16 protein-coding genes are annotated in these 20,253 nt (G+C 74.3%); 8 read left to right on the top strand and 8 right to left on the bottom strand.

The window, feature by feature from the left end; all coding sequences use genetic code 11:
* The first annotated feature begins 53 nt into the window (after positions 1-53).
* The 5 genes from OG286_RS07625 to OG286_RS07605 are packed head-to-tail and all read left to right on the top strand — an operon-like array spanning position 54 to position 8,040.
* Positions 54-1,604, top strand: coding sequence for a hypothetical protein (locus tag OG286_RS07625; RefSeq protein ID WP_396324898.1), 1,551 nt, complete (start codon positions 54-56; stop codon positions 1,602-1,604).
* The gene (locus OG286_RS07620) at positions 1,601-1,741 is read left to right on the top strand and encodes a hypothetical protein (RefSeq protein WP_396324875.1); all 141 of its coding nucleotides are present in this window, start codon (positions 1,601-1,603) and stop codon (positions 1,739-1,741) included. The genes OG286_RS07625 and OG286_RS07620 overlap by 4 nt, the downstream gene beginning before the upstream one ends.
* Positions 1,738-2,613, top strand: a complete 876-nt coding sequence (locus OG286_RS07615) for a hypothetical protein (RefSeq protein ID WP_396324876.1) — start codon at positions 1,738-1,740, stop codon at positions 2,611-2,613. The genes OG286_RS07620 and OG286_RS07615 overlap by 4 nt, the downstream gene beginning before the upstream one ends.
* A 59-nt stretch (positions 2,614-2,672) precedes the next feature.
* Positions 2,673-7,232: a hypothetical protein gene (locus tag OG286_RS07610; protein WP_405364914.1), complete on the top strand. Its 4,560-nt coding sequence runs from the start codon at positions 2,673-2,675 to the stop codon at positions 7,230-7,232.
* Between the two features lie 46 nt (positions 7,233-7,278).
* Positions 7,279-8,040 carry a metallophosphoesterase gene (locus OG286_RS07605; RefSeq protein WP_396324878.1) on the top strand — a complete coding sequence of 254 codons (762 nt, stop codon included), beginning with the start codon at positions 7,279-7,281 and terminating at the stop codon, positions 8,038-8,040.
* A 123-nt stretch (positions 8,041-8,163) separates the two neighbouring features.
* Here the strand turns inward: OG286_RS07605 and OG286_RS07600 are convergent, their stop codons facing one another.
* Complete coding sequence (locus tag OG286_RS07600) at positions 8,164-8,616, bottom strand: hypothetical protein (RefSeq protein WP_405364912.1); 453 nt, start codon at positions 8,614-8,616, stop codon at positions 8,164-8,166.
* A 122-nt stretch (positions 8,617-8,738) separates the two neighbouring features.
* Positions 8,739-9,479 carry a FadR/GntR family transcriptional regulator gene (locus OG286_RS07595; protein WP_396324880.1) on the bottom strand — a complete coding sequence of 247 codons (741 nt, stop codon included), beginning with the start codon at positions 9,477-9,479 and terminating at the stop codon, positions 8,739-8,741.
* A gap of 217 nt (positions 9,480-9,696) precedes the next feature.
* On the opposite strand from OG286_RS07595, the gene OG286_RS07590 reads away from it, so the two are divergent.
* Complete coding sequence (locus OG286_RS07590) at positions 9,697-10,263, top strand: gluconokinase (protein WP_396324881.1); 567 nt, start codon at positions 9,697-9,699, stop codon at positions 10,261-10,263.
* Complete coding sequence (locus OG286_RS07585; RefSeq protein WP_396324882.1) at positions 10,260-11,651, top strand: GntP family permease; 1,392 nt, start codon at positions 10,260-10,262, stop codon at positions 11,649-11,651. The genes OG286_RS07590 and OG286_RS07585 overlap by 4 nt, the downstream gene beginning before the upstream one ends.
* Before the next feature lie 157 nt (positions 11,652-11,808).
* On the opposite strand, the gene OG286_RS07580 is transcribed toward OG286_RS07585, so the two are convergent.
* Positions 11,809-12,429, bottom strand: coding sequence for a TetR/AcrR family transcriptional regulator (locus OG286_RS07580; protein WP_405362597.1), 621 nt, complete (start codon positions 12,427-12,429; stop codon positions 11,809-11,811).
* A gap of 82 nt (positions 12,430-12,511) precedes the next feature.
* Here OG286_RS07580 and OG286_RS07575 point away from each other — a divergent pair, with 82 nt between their 5' ends.
* Positions 12,512-13,732: an amidohydrolase family protein gene (locus tag OG286_RS07575; RefSeq protein ID WP_396324884.1), complete on the top strand. Its 1,221-nt coding sequence runs from the start codon at positions 12,512-12,514 to the stop codon at positions 13,730-13,732.
* 188 nt (positions 13,733-13,920) lie between these two features.
* Here the strand turns inward: OG286_RS07575 and OG286_RS07570 are convergent, their stop codons facing one another.
* From OG286_RS07570 to mmuM, 5 genes are all read right to left on the bottom strand, one after another.
* On the bottom strand, positions 13,921-15,516 hold the full coding sequence (locus OG286_RS07570; RefSeq protein WP_396324885.1) for an FAD-dependent oxidoreductase: 1,596 nt from the start codon (positions 15,514-15,516) through the stop codon (positions 13,921-13,923).
* A 152-nt stretch (positions 15,517-15,668) separates the two neighbouring features.
* Positions 15,669-17,195 (bottom strand): glycerol kinase GlpK, encoded by a 1,527-nt coding sequence (gene glpK / locus OG286_RS07565; RefSeq protein ID WP_396324886.1) that lies wholly within the window; start codon positions 17,193-17,195, stop codon positions 15,669-15,671.
* A 107-nt stretch (positions 17,196-17,302) separates the two neighbouring features.
* A complete protein-coding gene (locus tag OG286_RS07560) occupies positions 17,303-18,022 on the bottom strand; it encodes an MIP/aquaporin family protein (RefSeq protein WP_396324887.1) in 720 nt (239 codons plus the stop codon).
* Positions 18,023-18,347: 325 nt separating this feature from the next.
* Positions 18,348-19,112, bottom strand: coding sequence for an IclR family transcriptional regulator (locus OG286_RS07555; RefSeq protein ID WP_396324888.1), 765 nt, complete (start codon positions 19,110-19,112; stop codon positions 18,348-18,350).
* 103 nt (positions 19,113-19,215) lie between these two features.
* Complete coding sequence (gene mmuM, locus OG286_RS07550; RefSeq protein ID WP_405364910.1) at positions 19,216-20,154, bottom strand: homocysteine S-methyltransferase; 939 nt, start codon at positions 20,152-20,154, stop codon at positions 19,216-19,218.
* Positions 20,155-20,253 lie beyond the last annotated feature (99 nt).

Below are 20,253 nucleotides of genomic sequence, written 5' to 3'. Positions count from 1 at the left end.
TCCGTTTCGGTCGAAGTCGGTGCCTGCCTCTAATCTTGTCCACCGTGACCGCCATCGCTGACCCGCCCACCGAGCACGGGCTCCGGCCGCCCGCCGGGCCCGCCACCGCCGCCGTGCGGCCCGCGCCCGGCCCCGCAGCCGACGAGGGCCTCGCCCGCCGGCTCAAGGCGCTGGCCTGCACCGCCCCGCTCCACGACCTGGACAACCGCAAGGGGATGCTGGCCGGCGAGTACGGCGGCTACGCGATGGCCGAGGTCGGCCTCGCCGCGATCGACCTGGTCACCCTGCACATGGACTTCGACACCGGGGCCGACCGCGACATAGTGCTCGCCCGGCTGCTGCCCCGCGTCGCCGCCCAGGCCACCGGCCGGCCCACCGCCGAGCACGAGCGGGTCGCCCGCTGGGTGCTGGAGTCGCTGATCAACGTCGGCAGCGTCGACCGCGGCTTCCGCGCCGTGTACGGCACCTTCGGAGCGGACGGCTCGTACGTCCGCCGCGACTACGACTTCAAGCTGATCGAGGAGGTGCCCGGCCCCGACGGCGGCGTCTACCTGCGCACCACCGACGAGGCGGTCAACGTCCTGGTCGGCGCACTCGACACCGACGTCACCTCGGCCCAGATCGCCGCCGAGGTCAAGCTGGAGGTGCTGATCCGCCGGGGCCGCCTGGCGGACGCCCAGCTCGCCGCCGAGCAGGCCCGCTACCGGACCGTCCAGTACGCCGAGACGCTTCGCCGCGCCCTCGACGCCACCCGGCGCAACGTGCGTGCCGTCGACTGGATGCAGGCCATCCCCGACCTCATCGACGAGGCGCTCGACCACATCGCCGACCGCTACCGGCACGAGAACGCGATTCTCACCAACATCCGCAAGGCCCGGGACGAGGCCGAGCCCCACACTCCCGAGGGGGCGGAGCACAAGCGCCGCGCCGCCGAGCTGCTCGACATCGTCAAGGACTGCATCCGCCGCCACACGAAACTGCAGACCCGTCTGCTGGAGGCCGGCCCGCTGTTCCGCGCCGAGCAGGACCGCCAGGCCTTCGCCACGCCCGGCGCCCGCAGCGGCATCGACCTCTACGGGCAGCTGCTCGCGCCCGTGCTGCGGCTGCCGGTGGAGCAGGCCGTCCGGCCCACCGGCGCCTTCTTCGCCCGCGGCACCGGCCTGCGCACGCCCGTCTCGGTCCGCGTCGCCGACCTGGTGGACCTGCTGCTCACCCCGCCGGTCGAGCGCGAGCACCTGGGCGCCGAGCTGCCCGACCCGGACCTCGTCGCCACCCCCGATGACAGCCGGTTCTCCGAGGCGCAGCTGGAGTCCGCGCTGGAGCTGCTCGACCTGCCCGCCGACGCCCCCCGCCGGCTGTCCGGCCTGCTCGCCGACGCCCGCAAGCAGGACCCTGAGCTTCCGTACCTGGTCGCCCTGCTGGCCGTCCACGCGGCCAGCCCGCCGGTCGGCACCGCCTACCGGCAGGGCGAGGAGCGGCTGCTCTTCGCGGTCGACGACGGCACCCGGCTGCACGACCCGGAGTTCGGCGGCGCCGACCTCATCGTCGGCAGCGCCCTGCTGGACGCGGCCGGCATGGCGGCCGACCGCAAGGACGCCAGTTGACGCACCGCCAGACCGTCGGGACCGTACAGGCCATCCGGGCCATCCGGACCGCCCGGACCGCTCGAACCGCCCGGACCACGCAGACCACGCAGACCACCCGCACCGGTGGCAACACCCCCGAGGAGCACCGCCCGTGACGACCCACCACGACACGTCCTGGGTGCCCGAGACCGAGCCGGCCGCCCCCGCCGCGATCACCCCGGCCGATGTCGCCGACGCGGCCCGGCTGGTCTCCTTCGGTCTCCAGGCCAAGCTGCTCCCCGCCCGTGACGCCGAGTACGCCGAGCTGGTCCGCCGCCACCGCGAGGACCCGCCGTTCGCCCGCCTCGCCGACGCGGTCGCCACCGGCATGGGCCTGGTCGTGCTGGAGGTCTCGCCGCGCGCCGGCATGGCCGTGGCCGCCGCCGAGGACTCCGTCTTCGCCGTCCGGATGGGCGACTACTCGCGCCGCGCCGCCTCCGAGTCCACCGACCGCTTCCTGCACGGTCTGGCCCACCTGGCCGTCGCCGCGATGGCCTTCCCCCGCCCCGAGGACCTCGCTGACGACGGCTACCTCGGCCGGATCACGGTCAACGGCGTCGACTCCTTCGTCCGCCAGGCCTGCCGCCGGCTGGAGGAGCAGGCCGAGGCCGACGGCGCCAACACCGACCCGCAGAGCGACGCCCCCGGCCTGGAGGCCGCCTGGCGGGTCTGGGCCCGGCGCACCGCCACCGGCGCCACCAAGGACGCCCGCCGGCTCTCCGGCTCGACCATCGGCATCGTCGCCAAGGCCGTGATGTTCCTGGTCGACTCGGGCTTCCTGCAGAAGACCTCGGACGACGCCGGCGGCACCTACCGCACCACCGCCCGCTACCAGCTCCAGGTGCGCGACCTGGCCGGCAGCGCCGCCATGGCCGAGCTGCTCGACCTCGGCGTCGTCCCCGTCTCCGACGGCACCGCCAGCCTGCTCCCGCCGGACACCGCCGACGAGCTGGTCGCCGACGCGGGCCTGCCGTTCCACTCCCTCTGACCGAACCTCCCCGCACCGCCCGTCTCCTCCCGCACCGCCCATCTGGAGAACCGCCGCACATGTACGAGCTCAACCGGGTCCGCCTCTACTCGATCGGGCCGGCCGGCGCCCGGTACGCCGACACGGTGCTCGACCTGCGCGGCGTCGGCGAGCCCGTCGCCGACCCGGCCCCGCAGCAGATCGGCCTCTTCGGCGAGGAGGCCGAGGGCCCGGTGCGCCGGCCCGCCCCGGCCGGCGTGCTGTTCCTGGAGAACGGCGGCGGCAAGTCCGTCCTGCTCAAGCTGATCTTCTCGGTGATGCTCCCCGGCCACCGCAACACCCTCGGCGGCGCCAGCTCCGGCGTGCTGCGCAAGTTCCTGCTCGCCGACGACTGCGGCCACGTCGCCCTGGAGTGGCAGCACACCGTCACCGGCGAGCTGATCGTGGTCGGCAAGGTCAGCGAGTGGCGCGGCCGCCAGGTCTCCTCCGACCCGCGCAAGTTCGCCGAGACCTGGTACTCCTTCCGACCCGGCCCCGGCCTCACCCTGGACTCGCTGCCCGTCGCCGAGCGGGTCAGCCTGGCCGGCGACCAGAAGGCCCGCGGCCGCCGCCGCACCATGAAGGGCTTCCGCGACGCCCTCACCGAGGCCGGCAAGGCCCACCCGCACCTCGACCTGGTCTTCGAGGACGGCCACGACCGCTGGACGGAGCACCTCGGCGACCTCGGCCTCGACCCCGAACTCTTCCGCTACCAGCGCGAGATGAACGCCGACGAGGGCGAGGCGGCGGGCCTCTTCGCGGTCAAGCACGACAGCGACTTCACCGACCTGCTGCTGCGCGCCGTCACCGACACCCGCGACACCGACGGCCTCGCCGACCTCGTGCACGGCTTCGCCGCCAAGCTCGGCCGCCGCGCCGAACTCACCGCCGAACGCGACTTCACCGCCGGCTCGCTCGACCTGCTGGAGCGGATCGCCGAGGCCACCACCGCCCGCGAGACCGTCCGCGAGGCCCACCGCACCGCCGAGCGCCGCACCCGCCGACTCGCCCACGCCCTCACCTCCCGGGCCGCCGCCGAACGCGACCGCGCCCAGGACCTCGCCATCGAGGTCGCCGCCGCGGCGAGCGCGGTCACCGCCGCCGAGGCCGACCGCACCCGGCACACCCTGATCACCGCCGAACTCACCCACCGGCACGCCACCCTGGGCCTGGCCGCCGCCACCACGGAGGCCGCCGCGCTGCGCCGCGAGCTGACCGAGGCCCGCACCCTGCACGCCGCCTGGCAGGCCGCCGAGGCCGTGCTGCGCCAGCGCGCCGCCGCCGACCGGGTGGCCCGGGTCGCCGCCGCCATCCGCGAGGCCGAGCTGGACGCCGCCCCCGCGCTGGCCGCCCGCGCCCGCGCCGCCACCGCCCTGGCCCGCGCCCTCGAAGCCGCCGCCGCGGCCGCCGAGGACCGCGCCGACACCGAGGAGCAGCGGGCGGGCGAGCTGCAGGCCGACGGCTCCAAGGCCCAGAGCGACGCCACCGAGGCCGCCACCGCCGCCCAGAAGGCCCGCAGCGAGGCCGACCACCTGCGCCAGCGCCTCGCCGAGGTCGAGCAGGAGACCGCCGCCGCCGTCGAGGCCGGCTTCATCGACGCCGACGGCGACGTCGACCCGGCCCGCGCGGCCCTGCACGCCGCCGACGTGGAGAAGGCCGCCGGCGCCGCGCTCGCCCAGGCCCGCACGGCCGCCGAGTCCGCCGCCGCCCGGCTGCGGGAGGCCGCCGCCGCCACCGGCCGCGCCGAACTCGCCGCCGAACGCGCCGGCGACGCCCGCAAGGCCGCCGCCCAGGCCCTCGCCACCGAGCAGCGCACCGCCGCCCTGCTCGCCACCGAGCCGCGCCTCGCCGACCTGCTCTCCCTGACCCCCTACCAGGACGGCGCGGAGGAGGAGGCCGGCTTCCTCACCCCGGCCGTGCTGGACCGCTCCGCCGAGGCGCTGCGCGAGCAGCTCGACGAGGCCATCGCCACCGCCGAACGCACCCTGTTCGACCTGCGCACCGCCGCCGCCGACGACTCCCGCATCCTCGCCGCGCTCGGCGACGGCGGCCTGCTGCCGCCCGGCCCGGACGTCCTCGCCACCGTCGAGTACCTTGCCGAGCACGGCATCCCCGCCCTGCCCGGCTGGCGCTACCTCGCCCAGTCCGTCGACCCGGCGGACCACGAGGCGATCCTCGCCGCCCGGCCCGAACTGGTCGATGGCGTGGTCATCACCGACACCGACTCGCTGGAGCGGGCCCGTGAGGCGCTCCAGGCCGCCGCCCTGCTGCCGCGCTCCACCGTGGCCGTCGGCGCCGCCGCCTCGCTGATCGCCCCGATCACCGACGAACCCGCGTTCTTTCTCGTGCCGCCGAACCCGGCCATGCACGACGAGTCCGCCGCCGACGACGAGCGCCGCGAACTGCGCACCCGCGCCACCGCCCGCGAGGAGCACATCCGCGAACTCGCCGCCCGGCTCGGCGGCGACCGCGCCCTCGCCGCCCGCCTCGCCTCCTGGCACGCCAGCTGCCCGCCCGGCACCCTTGCCGAGCTCGCCGCCACCGCCGAGGCCGCCCGCGAGCACGCCGAGCAGGCCGCCGCCGCCCTCGGCACCCTGCGCGCCGACCACGACGAGGCCGAGACCGACCACGCCGCAGCCGCCTTCGCCCACGAGGAGCACCGCGAGGCCGCCCAGCGCGCCCGCCGCCGCGCCGACGCCCTCTCCGGCCTCGCCTTCCGGCTGCGCGAACGCGCCGGCTGGACGCGCTCCCTGCGCGAACTCGCCGAGGACGCCACCGAGTGCGACCGCCGCCAGGCCCAGTGCGCCGAGCGCGCCCGCACCTGCGACGAGGACCGCCGGGCCGCCCAGCGCGCCGCCGACGACGCCCGCCGCACCGCACGGACCCTGCGCGCCGAACGCGCCGAGATCCCCGCCGCCGAGCAGGACGACGAGCCCGACACCGGCACCCCCGCCGCCCTGCCCGCCCTGCGCGAGGCCTACCGCGCCGCCTCCCAGCTCTACGAGAAGGTCGGCGTCGGCGCCGACCTGCGTGCCGAACAGGCCCGTGCCGAGGGCGACGAGGCCGCCGCCGCGACCGAACTCGACCGCCTCACCAACAAGGTCCGCACCCGCGCCGAGGAGCTGCTCGGCAGCCCCGACGGCGCCGACGGCCCCGCCCGCCAGGCCGCCGCCGCCCGCGCCGAGGAGCTGGTCGCCACCATCGAGGCCCGCTCCGCCGCTGCCAGCGAGCAGCTCGGCCGGCTGCGCGGCGAGGCCGAGCGCTCCGCCCCCGCCGACGGCGAGGCCCACACCGAGCTGCCCGAGGACCTCGTCCCCGCCGACCCCGAGCACGCCCAGGTCCTGCTGCGCACCGCCACCAGCCGGCTCGCCGAGCGCCGCGAGACGGTCGAGACCGCCCGCACCGCGCACGCCGACCTGCAGCGCACCTTCGACGCCGCCCAGGCCGCCGCCGCCGACTTCGACGAGCACGCCGGCCAGCTCCGCGACGGCCTGCGCGAGCACCAGGACGACGACGGCCGGCCGGCCGAGCCCTACCTCGGCGCACTCGCCGACGCCCGCACCGCCGCCGCCGAGGCCCGCCGAGCCCTGCGCACCGCCGCCGGCGAGCTCTCCTCCGCCGAACTCGCCGTCCGCGACGCCTCCGACGCGCTCGTCCGGCACGCCAACGCCGTCCGCTACGAGGCCGTCCGCACCCCCGCCCGCCAGCAGATCCGCGAACTGCCCGCCTCGGCCCTGCCCGACCACGCCGCCGCCTGGGCCACCGCTTTCGCCCCCCGGCTGCGCGTGCTCACCGACGAACTCGCCCAGCTGGAGCGCAACCGCGGCTCGATCGTCGACCGCCTGCGCGGCCTGGTGGAGTCCTCGCTCACCACCCTGCGCGCCGCCCAGCGGCTCTCCCGCCTGCCCGAGGGCCTGGGGGAGTGGTCCGGCCAGGAGTTCCTCCGGATCCGCTTCGAGGACCCGGACCACGCCACCCTGGTCGAACGCCTCGGAGAGGTCATCGACGAGGCCACCCGCGCCGCCGTCAAGAAGAACAGCGACCTGCGCCGCGACGGCATGTCCCTGCTGCTGCGCGGCGTCGCCGCCGCGATCGGCCCGCGCGGCGTCTCCGTCGAGATCCTCAAGCCGGACGCCGTGCTGCGCGCCGAGCGGGTCGGCGTCGGCCAGATGTCCGACGTCTTCTCCGGCGGCCAGCTGCTCACCGCCGCCATCGCGCTCTACTGCACGATGGCCGCGCTGCGCGCCAACGACCGCGGCCAGTCCCAGCTGCGGCACGCCGGCACGCTCTTCCTGGACAATCCGATCGGCCGCGCCAACGCCACCTACCTGCTGGAGCTCCAGCGGGCCGTGGCCGACGCCCTCGGTGTCCAGCTGATCTACACCACCGGCCTCTTCGACACCACCGCGCTGGCCGAGTTCCCGCTGGTCATCCGGTTGCGCAACGACGCGGACCTGCGGGCCGGGCTCAAGTACATCTCCGTGGAGGAGCACCTGCGCCCGGGCCTGCCGGCCGCGCCGGACCCGGACGGCCCGGCCATCCACGGCGAGATCACCGCCACCCGGATGTTCAAGCGCCCCGCGGAGGCCCCGATCGCGTGACAGGTTGTCAGGTGACGCCGTCCGGTGGTCGTACTAGCGTGTCCGCATGTTGACGATCGCTCACTTCAGTGACATCCACATCGGCCAGGACCAGGACGTCGACGCCGGCGCCCGCGCGTACCGGCGGGCCGAGCAGGTGATGGCCCACCTCAACGCCCTTCCCGGCCCGCTGGACGCCGTGCTGGTCACCGGCGACCTCGCCGACCACGGCCTGCCAGGGGAGTACGAGCGGGTCGCCAAGGTGCTGAGCTCCCGTCACCAGGTGTTCACCTGCCCCGGCAACCACGACCGGCGCGCGCCGTACCGCGAGGTGCTGCTCGGCGAGGTGCCCGCCGAGGGGCCGGTCAACCGGCGGCACGAGCTGCCCGGTGCCGACCTCCTGATGATCGACTCCTCCGTCCCCGGCCGCGACGACGGCCTCCTGGACGACGAGACGCTGGCCTGGCTGGACGCCCGGCTCGCCGACGGCCGCCCGGAGCTGCCCGCGCTGGTGGCCTTCCACCACCCGCCGGCCGACCTCCAGCTGTCGTACGTGGACCCGATCCGCCAGTTCGGCGAGGAGCGCCTCGCCGAGGTGCTCGCCCGCCACCCCCGCGTGGCCGCCCTGCTCTGCGGCCACGCCCACACCGGCGCGGCCACCACCTTCGCCGGGCTGCCCGTCCTGGTCGCGCCCGGCGTCGTCTCCACCGTCACGCTGGCCTGCGAGGGCGAGGCCGACGTCACCTTCGACCAGCCGCCGATGCTCGTCTTCCACGTTCTGGACGACACCGGCCGGCTCACGTCGCACTACCGGGCCGTCCCGGCCTGACCGTCTGCGAGAGCCGCGGCGGGCGCCGTCCTGTTCGGCCCGCGAACCGCTCCGCCACCCGTACCGGCCGCTGCGCGCCGTCCGCGAGCCGGGCGCCGCGTACGACCGGCCAGAGCCGTACGGCTACGCGGTGGGCACCCGCGGCTGACGCGGCGGGCCGCCCGGCGGCGGACCACCCGGTGCCGGACGCCCGCCCGGCGTGGCTCCGTAGGGCGTGCCCGCGCCCGGGCTGCCTCCGTAGGCCGTGCTGCCGTGGGCCGGTGGGCCGGCCGGGCGGGGGAGCGGCCGGGGGCCGGAGGGGGCCCGGCTCCCCGCCATCGGCGACGCCGAGTTCGAACCGCGCATCCGCTGCGCGGCGACCTGGCGCGAGATCAGGATCTCCAGCAGGCACCACGCCGAGCCGAAGACCCCGAGCCCCATCGCCATCAGCGCGGGCGTCATCAGCCAACTGCCCGCGTACGAGGCCAGCGTGGCGATCAAGAGGCCGACCAGGGTGAACGCCAGGCAGAGCACCGCCCGGACGGCGGCGACCCGTACCTCGTCGGGCAGACGGCGGCGACGGCGTGCGACGGACATCGGGCGACCCCCAGCGCGGTCGACGGTGGCAGGCGTGCGGGACGGGCGCACGAAACGCGCCCCCCGGGGAAGACTCTGCCCTGCCGTACCCGGACTATGCGCCCGAATTCACCGAACTGCTGTCAAATCGTGTGATCTGTACCGGAAAGCCCCGGCTCAGCCGCGGGTCGGTCCAGCTGCTGGTTGAGCTCCTCCAGAGCGCCCGCCACGATCGTCCGCATCGCCTGCTCCGCATGCCCGGCATCCCCCGCGCAGATCGCCTCCGCGACCTCGCGGTGCAGCCGGATCGCGTACGACTCCGGCTGATGGGGCATCAGATCGTACTCGGTCCGGCCGGTCAGCACCGCCCCGACGGTCTCCCCGAGGTGGGCGAACATCTCGTTCCCGGACGCCCGCAGCACGGTGGCGTGGAAGGCGATGTCGTGCCGGAGGAAGGTCTCCAGATCGGCGGCGCGCGCCGTCATCGTCAACTCAACCGCCAGTGCGCTGAGTCGGCGCCGGTCGTCGTCGCTGGCGTGCTGTGCGGCCAGGGCAGCCGCGGCCGGCTCCACCGCGACCCGCAGTGAGCCGAGCGAACGCAGCTGCGCCGGCCGGTCGCTGCCCGCCAGCCGCCAGCGGATCACCAGCGGATCGAAGACGTCCCAGTCGGACTTCGGCTGGACGGTGATGCCGACCCGGCGCCGGGACGCCACCAGGCGCATCCCCTCCAGGATCCGCACCGCCTCGCGGACCACCGTCCGCGACACCCCGAACCGCTCCTCCAGCTCCTCGCTGCGCAGCACCGCGCCCTCGGGAATCTCCCCGGACGCGATGGCCGGTCCGAGCTCGGCAAGCAGTCGGCCGGGCAGCCCCTGGATCTCCATCCGCCCAGCCTAGACGTCACCCGCCGCCGCGTGCCGCGCGGCCCTCGTCCCCGCCGCCCGATGCCCGCCGCCCGATGCCCGCCGCCCGCGGAGCCCGTCGCCGTCGGAGTCCCTTCCATCCCCCGTCATCAAAAGTATGACGATTTGGTTTCCACTACTTGAATACGTCATATCTTTGGAGCGATAGTGGCGGCCTGGCAACGAAGGAGCACCACCCATGGCTCTCAGCGTCGAGAACCACGACACCCTCGCGCCCACCACCCCCGGCCCCCTCACGGTCGTGGTGATGGGCGTCTCCGGTGTCGGCAAGACCACCCTGGCCCGCCTCCTGGCCGTCCGCCTCCGCCTCCCCTACGCCGAGGCGGACGACTTCCACCCGCCCGCCAACATCGCCAAGATGTCGGCCGGCATCCCGCTGGACGACGAGGACCGCGCCCCCTGGCTGCGCGCCCTCGGCGGCTGGCTCGGGGAGCGGACCGAGGCCGGCACCGGCGGCGTGGTCACGTGCTCGGCGCTGAAGCACCGCTACCGCGACACCCTGCGCGCGGCCTGCCCGGGCGCCTTCTTCCTGCACCTCAGCGGCGGTCACGAGCTGGTCGAGGACCGGCTCGCCCACCGCAGCGGCCACTTCATGCCGCCGTCGCTGCTCGACTCGCAGTACGCCGCCCTGGAACCCCTCGGGGCGGACGAGCGCGGCGCCGTCCTGGACGTCGGCCCGTCCCCAGAAGAACTCGTCGAGATGGCCGTGGCTCTGCTGCGGCCCGTCAATGGAGACCTCGCGTGACCCCCACCCTCGTGCTCGCGGCCGCCCCACCGGCCCTGCCGCACACCGGCAGCGACTCCCAGCTGCTGATCGCGGTGCTGCTCAGCATCGGCGCCATCGTGCTGCTGATCACCAGACTGAAGCTGCACCCGTTTCTCGCCCTGACCCTCGGTTCGGGCCTGCTGGCCGCCGTCGCGGGCGCTCCGTTCGACAAGCTGCTGTCCAGCTTCTCGACGGGCTTCGGCGCCACGGTCGCCGGCGTCGGCCTGCTGATCGGCCTGGGCGCGATGCTCGGCAAGCTGCTCGCCGACTCCGGCGGGGCGAACATCATCGCGGACACCGTGCTGTCCCGCTCGGGTCCCAGGATGCTTCCGTGGGCGATGGCGCTGATCGCGGCCGTCCTCGGCCTGCCGCTGTTCTTCGAGGTCGGCGTCGTCCTGCTGATCCCGATCGTGCTGCTGGTCGCCCGCCGGGGCAACGTCCCGCTGATGCGGATCGGGATACCCGCGCTGGCCGGCCTCTCGGTGCTGCACGGGCTCGTCCCGCCGCACCCGGGCCCGCTGGTGGCCGTCGACGCGCTGAAGGCCGACCTCGGAGTCACCCTGGCGCTCGGCCTGCTGATCGCCGTCCCGACCCTGATCATCGCCGGGCCGCTGTTCGCCCGCGTCGCCGAGAGGTGGGTCGGCCCGCTGGAGATCCCGCAGGCCACCGCCCCGGCGGAGACGGAGAAGCCCGAGCGGACCCCGTCCTTCAGCGCGGTGCTGGCGACCATCCTGCTGCCGGTCGTGCTGATGCTCGGCAAGGCGCTGGCCGACGTCGTGATCGACGACCCGAAGGCGATGGTCCAGCGGGTGTTCGACTTCGTCGGCTCCCCGCTGATCGCCCTGCTGGCCGCGACCCTGCTGGGCATGCTGACCCTCGGCCGGGCCGCGGGCTTCTCCAAGCAGCGGATCTCCGACACCGTCGGCAGGTCGCTCGGCCCGATCGCCGGCATCGTCTTCATCGTCGGTGCGGGCGGCGGCTTCAAGCAGACCCTGATCGACGTCGGCGTGGGCAACGCGGTCAGCGAGTGGTCGGGCAAGTGGCACATCTCGGCGCTGCTGCTCGGCTGGCTGATCGCCGTCCTGATCCGGCTGGCGACCGGATCGGCCACCGTCGCCACCATCACCGCCGCGGGCATCGTGGCCCCGCTGGCCGCCGACATGTCGTCGACCCACGCGGCCCTGCTGGTGCTGGCGATCGGCGCCGGGTCGCTGTTCTTCTCGCACGTCAACGACGCCGGCTTCTGGCTGGTGAAGGAGTACTTCGGGATGAGCGTCGGCCAGACCGTGAAGTCCTGGTCGATGATGGAGACGGTGATCTCGGTGGTCGCCATCGCCCTGATCATGCCGCTCAGCCTGATCATCTGACGCCGGCTCCACCACGCCGGCTCCACCGCACCGAGCTGTCGACCGCGCCGGCTCCACGGCACCGAGCTCTCCACCGCGCGAGCGCGACCGCACGCCGAAGGGCGGCACCCGTACGCAACGGGTGCCGCCCTTCGGCGTGTTCGCCGCCGCGGAGGGCTCAGTCGAGCAGCCCGCCCAGCACCGCCGCCGACGCCGCCAGCAGCTCCTCCGCCGCCGGGCCGCCGGCCGCCGTCCGGGCCAGCAGGCCCTCCCGGGCGGCCAGGATCACCGCGGCGGCCTGCCCAGCCGTCGTGCCCGGCGGCACCAGCCCGGGCAGCGCCCGCTCCAGTACGGCCGCCAGCGCCGCGGACACCGCCCGGTCGTGCTCCGCGACCCGCTCGGCCAGCCCGGGTGTCCGGGCGGCCAGCAGCCGGAACTCCAGGAAGAGCAGGATCCAGCCGGTCTCGGCCGGCTCGACCCGCAGCAGTGCCTCGACCAGCCGCCGTGCCCGTTCCTGCGGCGCCAGCGCCCCGGCGGCCGCCGCCAGCCGCTCCAGCTCGTCGATCCGGCCCGCCGCCTGCTCGTCGAAGAGGGCCAGCAGCAGGTCCTCCTTGCCCGCGAAGTTCGAGTAGAAGGCGCCGCGGGTGTAGCCGGCGGCGGCGCAGATGTCCTCGATGCTCGTCCGCCCGTACCCGGCGGAGAGGAACAGTTCACCGGCGGCCGCGAGGATCCGCGCCCGGGTGTGGACGCGCCGCCGCGGGGGTCTGGGGGCATCGGGTTCGACCGTGGGTGGGTTCACAGGATCACGATACATGGTGTATTCAATACAGGTCGTATTGAAATCTTCGCCCCGAACTCTGCCCGCCAGGAGAACCGCCGTCATGAGCCGACTGCTGATCACCCATGCCCACCTGCTCCACCCCGAGACCGGGACCCGTACCGACACCGGCTGGATCGAGATCGCCGACGGCCGGATCGCCGCCACCGGCACCGGCCGCCCGCCCGTGCCCGGCAACGGCGTCCGGGTGATCGACGCCCAGGGCGCCACCGCACTGCCCGGCCTGATCGACGCCCACGTCCACCTGCTGGTCACCACCCTCGACCTGGGGTCGGTCGCGAACTGGACCCCGGGCTACCTCACCGTGCGGGCCCTGGCCGAGGCCGGGCGGATGCTGCGCCGCGGCTTCACCACCGTCCGGGACGTCGGCGGCGCCGACCACGGCATGGCCCGCGCGCTGGACGAGGGCCTGGCGCTCGGCCCCCGGCTGGTCCACGGCGGCAAGGCGCTCTCCCAGACCGGCGGCCACGGTGACCTGCGCCCGCTCGGCGAGGACACGCTGCCCTGCTGCGAGTCCCGCCCGAACTTCGCCCGGATCGCCGACGGTGTGGACGCCGTCCGCGCCGCCGCCCGCGACGAGTTCCGCAAGGGCGCCGCCCACCTCAAGGTGCTGCTCTCCGGTGGTGTCGCCTCGCCGCACGACGAGATAGCCGCCGTCCAGTACAGCGAGGAGGAGATCCGCGCCGCCGTCGAGGAGGCGGAGAACCACAACCGCTACGTCACCGTGCACGCCTACCACCCGCGCGCCGTCGACCGGGCGCTGCGGGCCGGCGTGCGCTGCGTCGAGCACGGCAACCTGATCGACGACGAGACGCTCGCGCTGCTGGTGGAGAAGGACGCCTTCCTGGTGCCGACCCTGATCGCGTACGAGCAGACGGCGAAGCTCGGAGCCCGGTCCGGCCTGCCCGAGTCCTCGCAGCGCAAGCTGGCCGAGGTGCGCGACGCCGGGCTGGCGGCGCTGGAGCGCGCCCACCGCGCGGGCGCCAACCTGGTCTACGGCAGCGACCTGCTCGGGCCGCTGCACCCGGCGCAGCTGGAGGAGTTCCGGCTCCGCGCCGAGGTGCAGCCGGCCGCCGACGTGATCCGTTCGGCCACCAGCACGGCGGCGCGGCTGCTCGGGATGGAGGGGCAGATCGGCACCCTCGCGCCGGGCGCGCACGCCGACCTGCTGCTCGTCGACGGCGATCCGCTGGCCGACCTCGGGGTGCTGACGGCCCCGGAGCGCCACCTGAAGCACGTGGTCAAGGCCGGCGCGGTGGTCTGACCCCCGGCACCGGCCACCGAACACCGGACCGCACCCCTGGCACCGGCAACCGAACGCCGAACACCGACTGCGCTCCCGGACCGCCGGCACGACGGAGGGCGGGCGCCCCCAGCCCTGGGGTGCCCGCCCTCCGAGTCGGTCGCAGAGCCCTGCGCTGCTATGCGCGGCCCTGCGTCACCTGGTCCCGCCTACTTCGTGCCGCGCTTCGCGAGGAAGGCCTCGACCTCGTCGCGGATCTCCGGGGTGTCCAGGCCGCGCACGGTCATGGTGGTGCGGCGGCGCAGCACGTCGTCCGCGGTGTACGCCCACTCGCTGTCGGCGGCGTAGGCGACCTGCGCCCAGACGTCCGGCCCGTCCTCGTGGATCGGCCGGCCCAGCTCCGGGTTCTCGTCGATCATGCGGGCGATCTCGAAGGAGAGCGTGCCGTAGTGGCTGGCCAGGTGCTTGGCGACCAGCGGCTCCATCCGGTTGCCGGGCTCGCGGTCGATCAGCAGACGGTGCGCGACGGCGTTCGGCGCGCCCACGCCGGGCAGCGGCACGGTCGGGGCGATCGGCGACATGTCCTCGCCGAGGCTGGTGCCGGGCACGTGGGCGAGCTTCTCCAGCACGGTGCGGCCGATGTGCCGGTAGGTGGTCCACTTGCCGCCGGCGACGGACAGCATGCCGCCCCGGCCTTCGGTGACGACGGTCTCGCGCTTGGCGGCGGCGGTGTCGCCGGGGCCGCCGGGCAGCACCCGCAGGCCGGCGAACGCGTAGGTGATCAGGTCGCGGTCGATGTGCTCGTCGCGGATGGCGTGTGCGGCCTCGCCCATGATCTGGTCGATGTCCGCCTCGGTGGCCCGGACGTCCTGCGGGTCGCCGGTGTACTCCTCGTCGGTGGTGCCGAGCAGGACGTGGTCCTCCCACGGGATGGCGAAGGAGACGCGGTACTTGTCGATCGGGATGGTCAGGGCCGCACGCCACGGGGAGCGCCGCTTGACGACGACGTGCGCGCCCTTCGACAGCCGGATGGACGGGGCCGCGCCGGCGTCCTCCATCTTGCGCAGGTGGTCGACCCAGGGGCCGGTGGCGTTGAGCACCAGGCGGGCGTCGACGCCGAACTCGGTGCCGTCCAGGCGGTCCTTCAGGTCGGCGCCGGTGACCCGGCCGCCGGTGAAGCGCAGGCCGGTCACCTCGGCGTGGTTGAGCACCACGGCGCCGGCGTCGACGGCGGCGCGCACCGTCATCACGGCGACGCGCGAGTCGTTCATCTGGTGGTCGCCGTAGACGGCCACCGAGCGCAGGCCCTCGGTGCGCAGCGCGGGCACCTGCTGGGCGGCGTGCGCGGCGGTGGAGACCCGGCCCATGCCGTCGCGGAAGGCGGAGAGCGCCGAGTAGAGGAAGACGCCGGCACCGAGCTTGGGCGCGCTGTGCGGGCCGCCCTTGTAGACCGGCACGAAGAAGGTCAGCGGGTTGACCAGGTGCGGGGCGACGTCGGTGGCGAGCGCGCGGCGCTCCTTGTGGTTCTCGGCGACCAGCTTGACGGCGCCGGTCTGCAGGTAGCGCAGACCGCCGTGGACCAGCTTGGAGGAGGCGCTGGAGGTGGCACCGGCGAAGTCGCCGGCGTCGACCATGGCGACCTTGAGGCCCGCCTGGGAGGCGGTCCAGGCGACGGCCGTGCCGAGAATGCCGCCGCCGATCACCAGCAGGTCGTAGGTGGCCTTGCCCAGCAGCTCGCGGGTCTCGGCGCGGGAGGCGGTGCGGCCGGCGGTGCGCTCGGCGCCCAGGGTCGGGATGGTAGCCATGGTGTGTGTACGGCGGCGCGGGTCGGGCGGCGCCGTTACTCCTCTCGGTGTGCGGTGCGGCCCCTGCTGAGAGGCCGGTCGGCCCGGTGCGGCGGGCCGGTGAAACGGGGGCAAGCCGGCCGGGGCCGCGGGGCCCCGACCGGCTTGGCGGGTCAGCTCTGCTCGTCCTCCTCCACCCAGCCCATGGTGCGCTCGACGGCCTTGAGCCACTTCTTGTACTCGCGCTCCCGGGTGGCCTCGTCCATGCGCGGGGTCCACTCGGCGGCGCGGTGCCAGTTGGCCCGCAGGGTGTCCAGGTCGCTCCAGAACCCGACGGCCAGGCCGGCCGCGTAGGCGGCGCCCAGCGCGGTGGTCTCGGCCACGTACGGGCGCTCGACCGGTGCGTCGAGCACGTCGGCGATGTTCTGCATGAGCAGGTTGTTGCTGGTCATGCCGCCGTCGACCTTCAGGGCGGTCAGCTTGACCTTGGAGTCCTTCTCCATGGCGTCGACGACCTCGCGCGTCTGCCAGGCGGTGGCCTCCAGCACGGCCCGGGCCAGGTGGCCCTTGGTGACGTACCGGGTGAGGCCGGCGATCACACCGCGGGCGTCGGAGCGCCAGTACGGGGCGAACAGGCCGGAGAAGGCCGGGACGAAGTAGGCGCCGCCGTTGTCCTCGACGGTGTTGGCGAGGGTTTCGATCTCGGCGGCGGTGGAGATGATGCCGAGCTGGTCACGCAGCCACTGGACCAGCGAGCCGGTGACGGCGATCGACCCCTCCAGGGCGTAGACCGGCTTCTGGTCGCCGATCCGGTAGCCGACGGTGGTCAGCAGGCCGTGGTAGGAGTTGACGATGTCCTCGCCGGTGTTCAGCAGCAGGAAGGTGCCGGTGCCGTACGTGGACTTGGCCTCGCCCTTGTCGAAGCAGGTCTGGCCGAACAGCGCGGCCTGCTGGTCGCCCAGCGCGGAGGCGACGGGCACGCCCTCGAGGTCGCCGACGGCGTGGCCGTAGACCTCGGCGGAGGAGCGGATCTCCGGCAGGACGGCCAGCGGCACGCCCATGGACTCGGCGATCTTCTCGTCCCAGGCCAGGGTCTGCAGGTTCATCAGCATGGTGCGGCTGGCGTTGGTGACGTCGGTGACGTGCTTGCCGCCGTTGGCACCGCCGGTGAGGTTCCAGATCACCCAGGTGTCCATGGTGCCGAACAGGATGTCGCCGGCCTCGGCACGCGCACGCAGGCCCTCGACGTTGTCCAGCAGCCAGCGGATCTTCGGGCCTGCGAAGTAGCTGGCCAGCGGGAGGCCGGTCTCGCGGCGGAAGCGGTCCTGGCCGACGTTGCGGCCCAGCTCGCGGCAGAGCGCCTCGGTGCGGGTGTCCTGCCAGACCAGCGCGTTGTGCACCGGCTCGCCGGTGTGCCTGTCCCACAGGACGGTGGTCTCGCGCTGGTTGGTGATGCCGATCGCGCGGATGTCGTCCCTGGTCAGGCCTGCCTTCTCCAGCGCGCCGCGGACGACCGACTGGACGCGGGTCCAGATCTCGGCGGCGTCGTGCTCGACGTAGCCGGGCTGGGGGAAGATCTGCCGGTGCTCCTGCTGGTCGACGGCGACGATCCGTCCGTCCGCACCGAAGATGATGCAGCGGCTGGAGGTCGTGCCCTGGTCGATCGCGGCGATGTAGTTGCCCGTGCCAGTGGAGGTCATGAGGGTCCTCGGCTCAAGAATGGGGGTTCGGGTGGTGGGTCTGACTGTCCGGTCAGTCCCCGTGCTCGGGTGGCGCGAAGCCTGGCGGCGGATATCCGGCCGTGGCTTTAGAAGATGGCGTTGTACAGGCCACCGGCCAGCAGACCGCCGACGACCGGGCCGGCCACCGGGATCCAGGCGTAGGACCAGTCCGAGGTGCCCTTGTTGGGGATCGGCAGCAGCGCGTGCACGATGCGCGGGCCGAGGTCACGGACCGGGTTGATTGCGTAGCCGGTCGGGCCGCCGAGCGAGAGGCCGATGCCGACGACGGTGAAGGCGACGATCAGGATGCCGAGGCCCGAGTCGGCGAGGCCCGTGTTGACGCCCTGGGTGAGGATGCCGAAGCAGAGCACGAAGGTGCCGATGATCTCGGTGAGCAGGTTCTGGACGGGGTTCCGGATCTCGGGACCGGTCGCGAAGATGCCCAGGGTCGGCTCCTTGTTCTCCTGGAACTGGCCGAGGTAGGTGGCCCAGACGAGAACGGCGCCGATCATCGCGCCGAGCAGCTGCGAGCCGAGGTAGACGGGGACGTCGCTCCATTCGCCGGACTTGACGGCGAGGGCCAGGGTCACGGCCGGGTTGAGGTGCGCGCCGGACTTGGGGGCCGACATGTAGGCGGCGATCATCACGGCGAAGCCCCAGCCGAAGGTGATCGCCAGCCAGCCGGCGTTGATGGCCTTCGACTTCTTGAGAGTCACAGCGGCACAGACGCCGCCGCCGAGAAGTATCAGGGCGGCGGTGCCGAGGGTTTCGCCGACGAAGATGTCGCCGGTGGAGAACGCGGACACAAAGACTCCCTTGTCCATATGGCCCGGAGGTGCGGGGGGTGGGGGCAGGTGGCCGAGCGATCACTGTGCGGGTGAGCGCTTTGTGGGAGAGGTTCGCTCGGCCATCGTTCGACAATGTCGACCGTCATGCGGAAGCTTCCTCCCCGGGCCGCCTTCACGTCAAGGCCGGGTTACGCAGCTGTGACCCTTCACTCCTGGTGACCGATCGGTTAGCGCCACATGCGGACAAAACGCTAAGGCGCGGACAGGCGTCGCGCCTGTCCGCGCCTCAGCGTGAACGTCGGATCTCCGGCACCGACCCGCCGGACCGCCCCCTACGGCGGCGTCAGAACCGCCCGGCCCCCAGGTCCCGCGAGATCGCCCGGGCGGCGCTGCGCACGGAAGCGACCAGCGAGGGCTTGACGAAGCCGTCCTCGCAGACCCGTTCCACCGCGCCGCTGATGCAGACCGCGCCCACCGGGTTGCGCCGCCGGTCCTGGATCAGCGCGCCGATCGAGGCCACGCCGTCCCAGGTCTCCTCGACGGAGTCCGCCCAGCCGCGCTCGCGGATCAGCGCCGCCTCCGCATCCACGTCGGCCGCCTCGGTCAGGGTCCGCGGGGTGTACCCCTCGAACGGCCCGTCGCCCAGCTCGCCGCGGGCCACCGGGTCGTACGCCAGCAGCACCTTGCCCAGCGCGGTGGAGTGCAGCGGCTGCATCGAGCCGACCTCCAGCACTTGCCGGGTGTCGTCCGGCCGGAAGACGTGGTGCACGATCAGGACGCCCTGCTGGTGGAGCACCCCGAGATAGACGGTCTCGCCGGACGCCCTGGCCAGGTCGTCCGCCCAGACCAGGGCCCGGGCGCGCAGCTCGTGGACGTCCAGGTAGCTCTGGCCCAGCCGCAACAGCTCCGCGCCCAACTGGTACTTGCCGCTCTCCGGGTCCTGCTCCACGAACCCCTCCTGCTGGAGGGTCCGCAGGATGCCGTGCGCGGTGCCCTTGGCCAGGTCCAGCGCCGTCGCGACCTCGGACAGGCCCAGGCGGCGCTCGCCGCCGGCCAGCAGGCGCATGATCGCGGCGGCCCGGGAGAGCGACTGGATCGGGCCGGGCATTCGGTACCTCCGGGCTGACAGGCGGTCGACAATGTCGACCGCAGTGGTAACGGGATGAGTCTGCCAGGCCGCCCCCGTCCGTGCACCTTCCCCCTCGGTAATCTCAGCGCCGGCCGCGCGTCACCTCGGCGGCCAGTGCGGAGATCTCGGACGGGCCGACCCGGCAGCAGCCGCCCACCAGCCGGGCGCCGGCGGCCAGCCAGCCGCCCACCCGGTCGGCACGGAACGTCGGACCGCCGCGCCAGTCCCGGGCCCCGGCGTCCCAGGACTCACCACTGTTCGGGTAGACCACCGCCGGCTTGCCGGTCACCCGTGCGGCCAGCGCCACCGCCCGGTCCGCGTCCTGCGGTGTGCAGCAGTTCACCCCCACCGCCACCACCTCGTCGGCCTCCGCGGCCAGGGCGAACGCCTCCGCCAGAGGCTGCCCGGCCCTGGTCCGCCCGCCCGCCACGCTGTACGACAGCCAGGCCGGCACCCCCAGCCCGCGCACCGCGCACAGCAGCGCCCGCGCCTCGTCCGCGTCCGGCACCGTCTCCAGCGCCAGCACGTCCGGCCCGGCCGCCGCCAGCACCTCCAGCCGCGGCCGGTGGAACGCCTCCAGCTCGCCCACCGTCAGCCCGTACCGCCCCCGGTACTCCGACCCGTCCGCCAGTACCGCCCCGTACGGGCCCACCGACGCCGCCACCCAGAGCGGCCGGCCCGCCCCCTCCGGCAGTTCCGCCGCCCGCCGTGCCGCCTCCCGCGCCAGCTCCACGCTGCGCGCCAGCAGCCCCGCCGCCTCCGCCCGGCCCAGCCCGCGCCGCGCGAAACCCTCGAAACTCGCCTGGTAGCTCGCGGTGATCGCGACCTCCGCCCCCGCCGCGAAGTACGCCCGGTGCGCGGCCACCACGGCCTCCGGAGCGTCCGCCAGCAGCCGCGCCGACCACAGCGCGTCCGACAGGTCGTGCCCGGCCGCCGCCAACTGGTTCGACATCCCGCCGTCCAGCACCAGCGGACCGGCGGCCACCGCCGCGGCGAAGTCCGGCGGGGGAGTGGCGGGCATGACGGCCTCCAAGACCTGTTCTCGGGCAAAGCTCCTGGCCACAGCCTAGAAGACGGCCCGTACGGGCCTCCCGGAAATCCGTTTGCCGCAGAGTCAACG

Origin of the sequence: Kitasatospora sp. NBC_00039 (assembly GCF_045160625.1) — a bacterium.
Classification (GTDB): Bacteria; Actinomycetota; Actinomycetes; order Streptomycetales; family Streptomycetaceae; genus Kitasatospora.
The sequence above is the reverse complement of the archived record's forward strand: the minus strand, read 5'-3'. Positions and strand labels throughout refer to the sequence as shown.

What these genes read in the sequence shown, in the direction of transcription:
- OG286_RS07610 (WP_405364914.1), top strand. Translation starts at nt 2,673, where the DNA reads ATGTACGAGCTCAACCGGGTCCGCCTCTACTCGATCGGGCCGGCCGGC.
- OG286_RS07605 (WP_396324878.1), top strand. Translation starts at nt 7,279, where the DNA reads ATGTTGACGATCGCTCACTTCAGTGACATCCACATCGGCCAGGACCAG.
- OG286_RS07600 (WP_405364912.1), bottom strand. Translation starts at nt 8,616, where the DNA reads ATGTCCGTCGCACGCCGTCGCCGCCGTCTGCCCGACGAGGTACGGGTC.
- OG286_RS07595 (WP_396324880.1), bottom strand. Translation starts at nt 9,479, where the DNA reads ATGGAGATCCAGGGGCTGCCCGGCCGACTGCTTGCCGAGCTCGGACCG.
- OG286_RS07590 (WP_396324881.1), top strand. Translation starts at nt 9,697, where the DNA reads ATGGCTCTCAGCGTCGAGAACCACGACACCCTCGCGCCCACCACCCCC.
- OG286_RS07575 (WP_396324884.1), top strand. Translation starts at nt 12,512, where the DNA reads ATGAGCCGACTGCTGATCACCCATGCCCACCTGCTCCACCCCGAGACC.
- OG286_RS07570 (WP_396324885.1), bottom strand. Translation starts at nt 15,516, where the DNA reads ATGGCTACCATCCCGACCCTGGGCGCCGAGCGCACCGCCGGCCGCACC.
- glpK (WP_396324886.1), bottom strand. Translation starts at nt 17,195, where the DNA reads ATGACCTCCACTGGCACGGGCAACTACATCGCCGCGATCGACCAGGGC.
- OG286_RS07555 (WP_396324888.1), bottom strand. Translation starts at nt 19,112, where the DNA reads ATGCCCGGCCCGATCCAGTCGCTCTCCCGGGCCGCCGCGATCATGCGC.
- mmuM (WP_405364910.1), bottom strand. Translation starts at nt 20,154, where the DNA reads ATGCCCGCCACTCCCCCGCCGGACTTCGCCGCGGCGGTGGCCGCCGGT.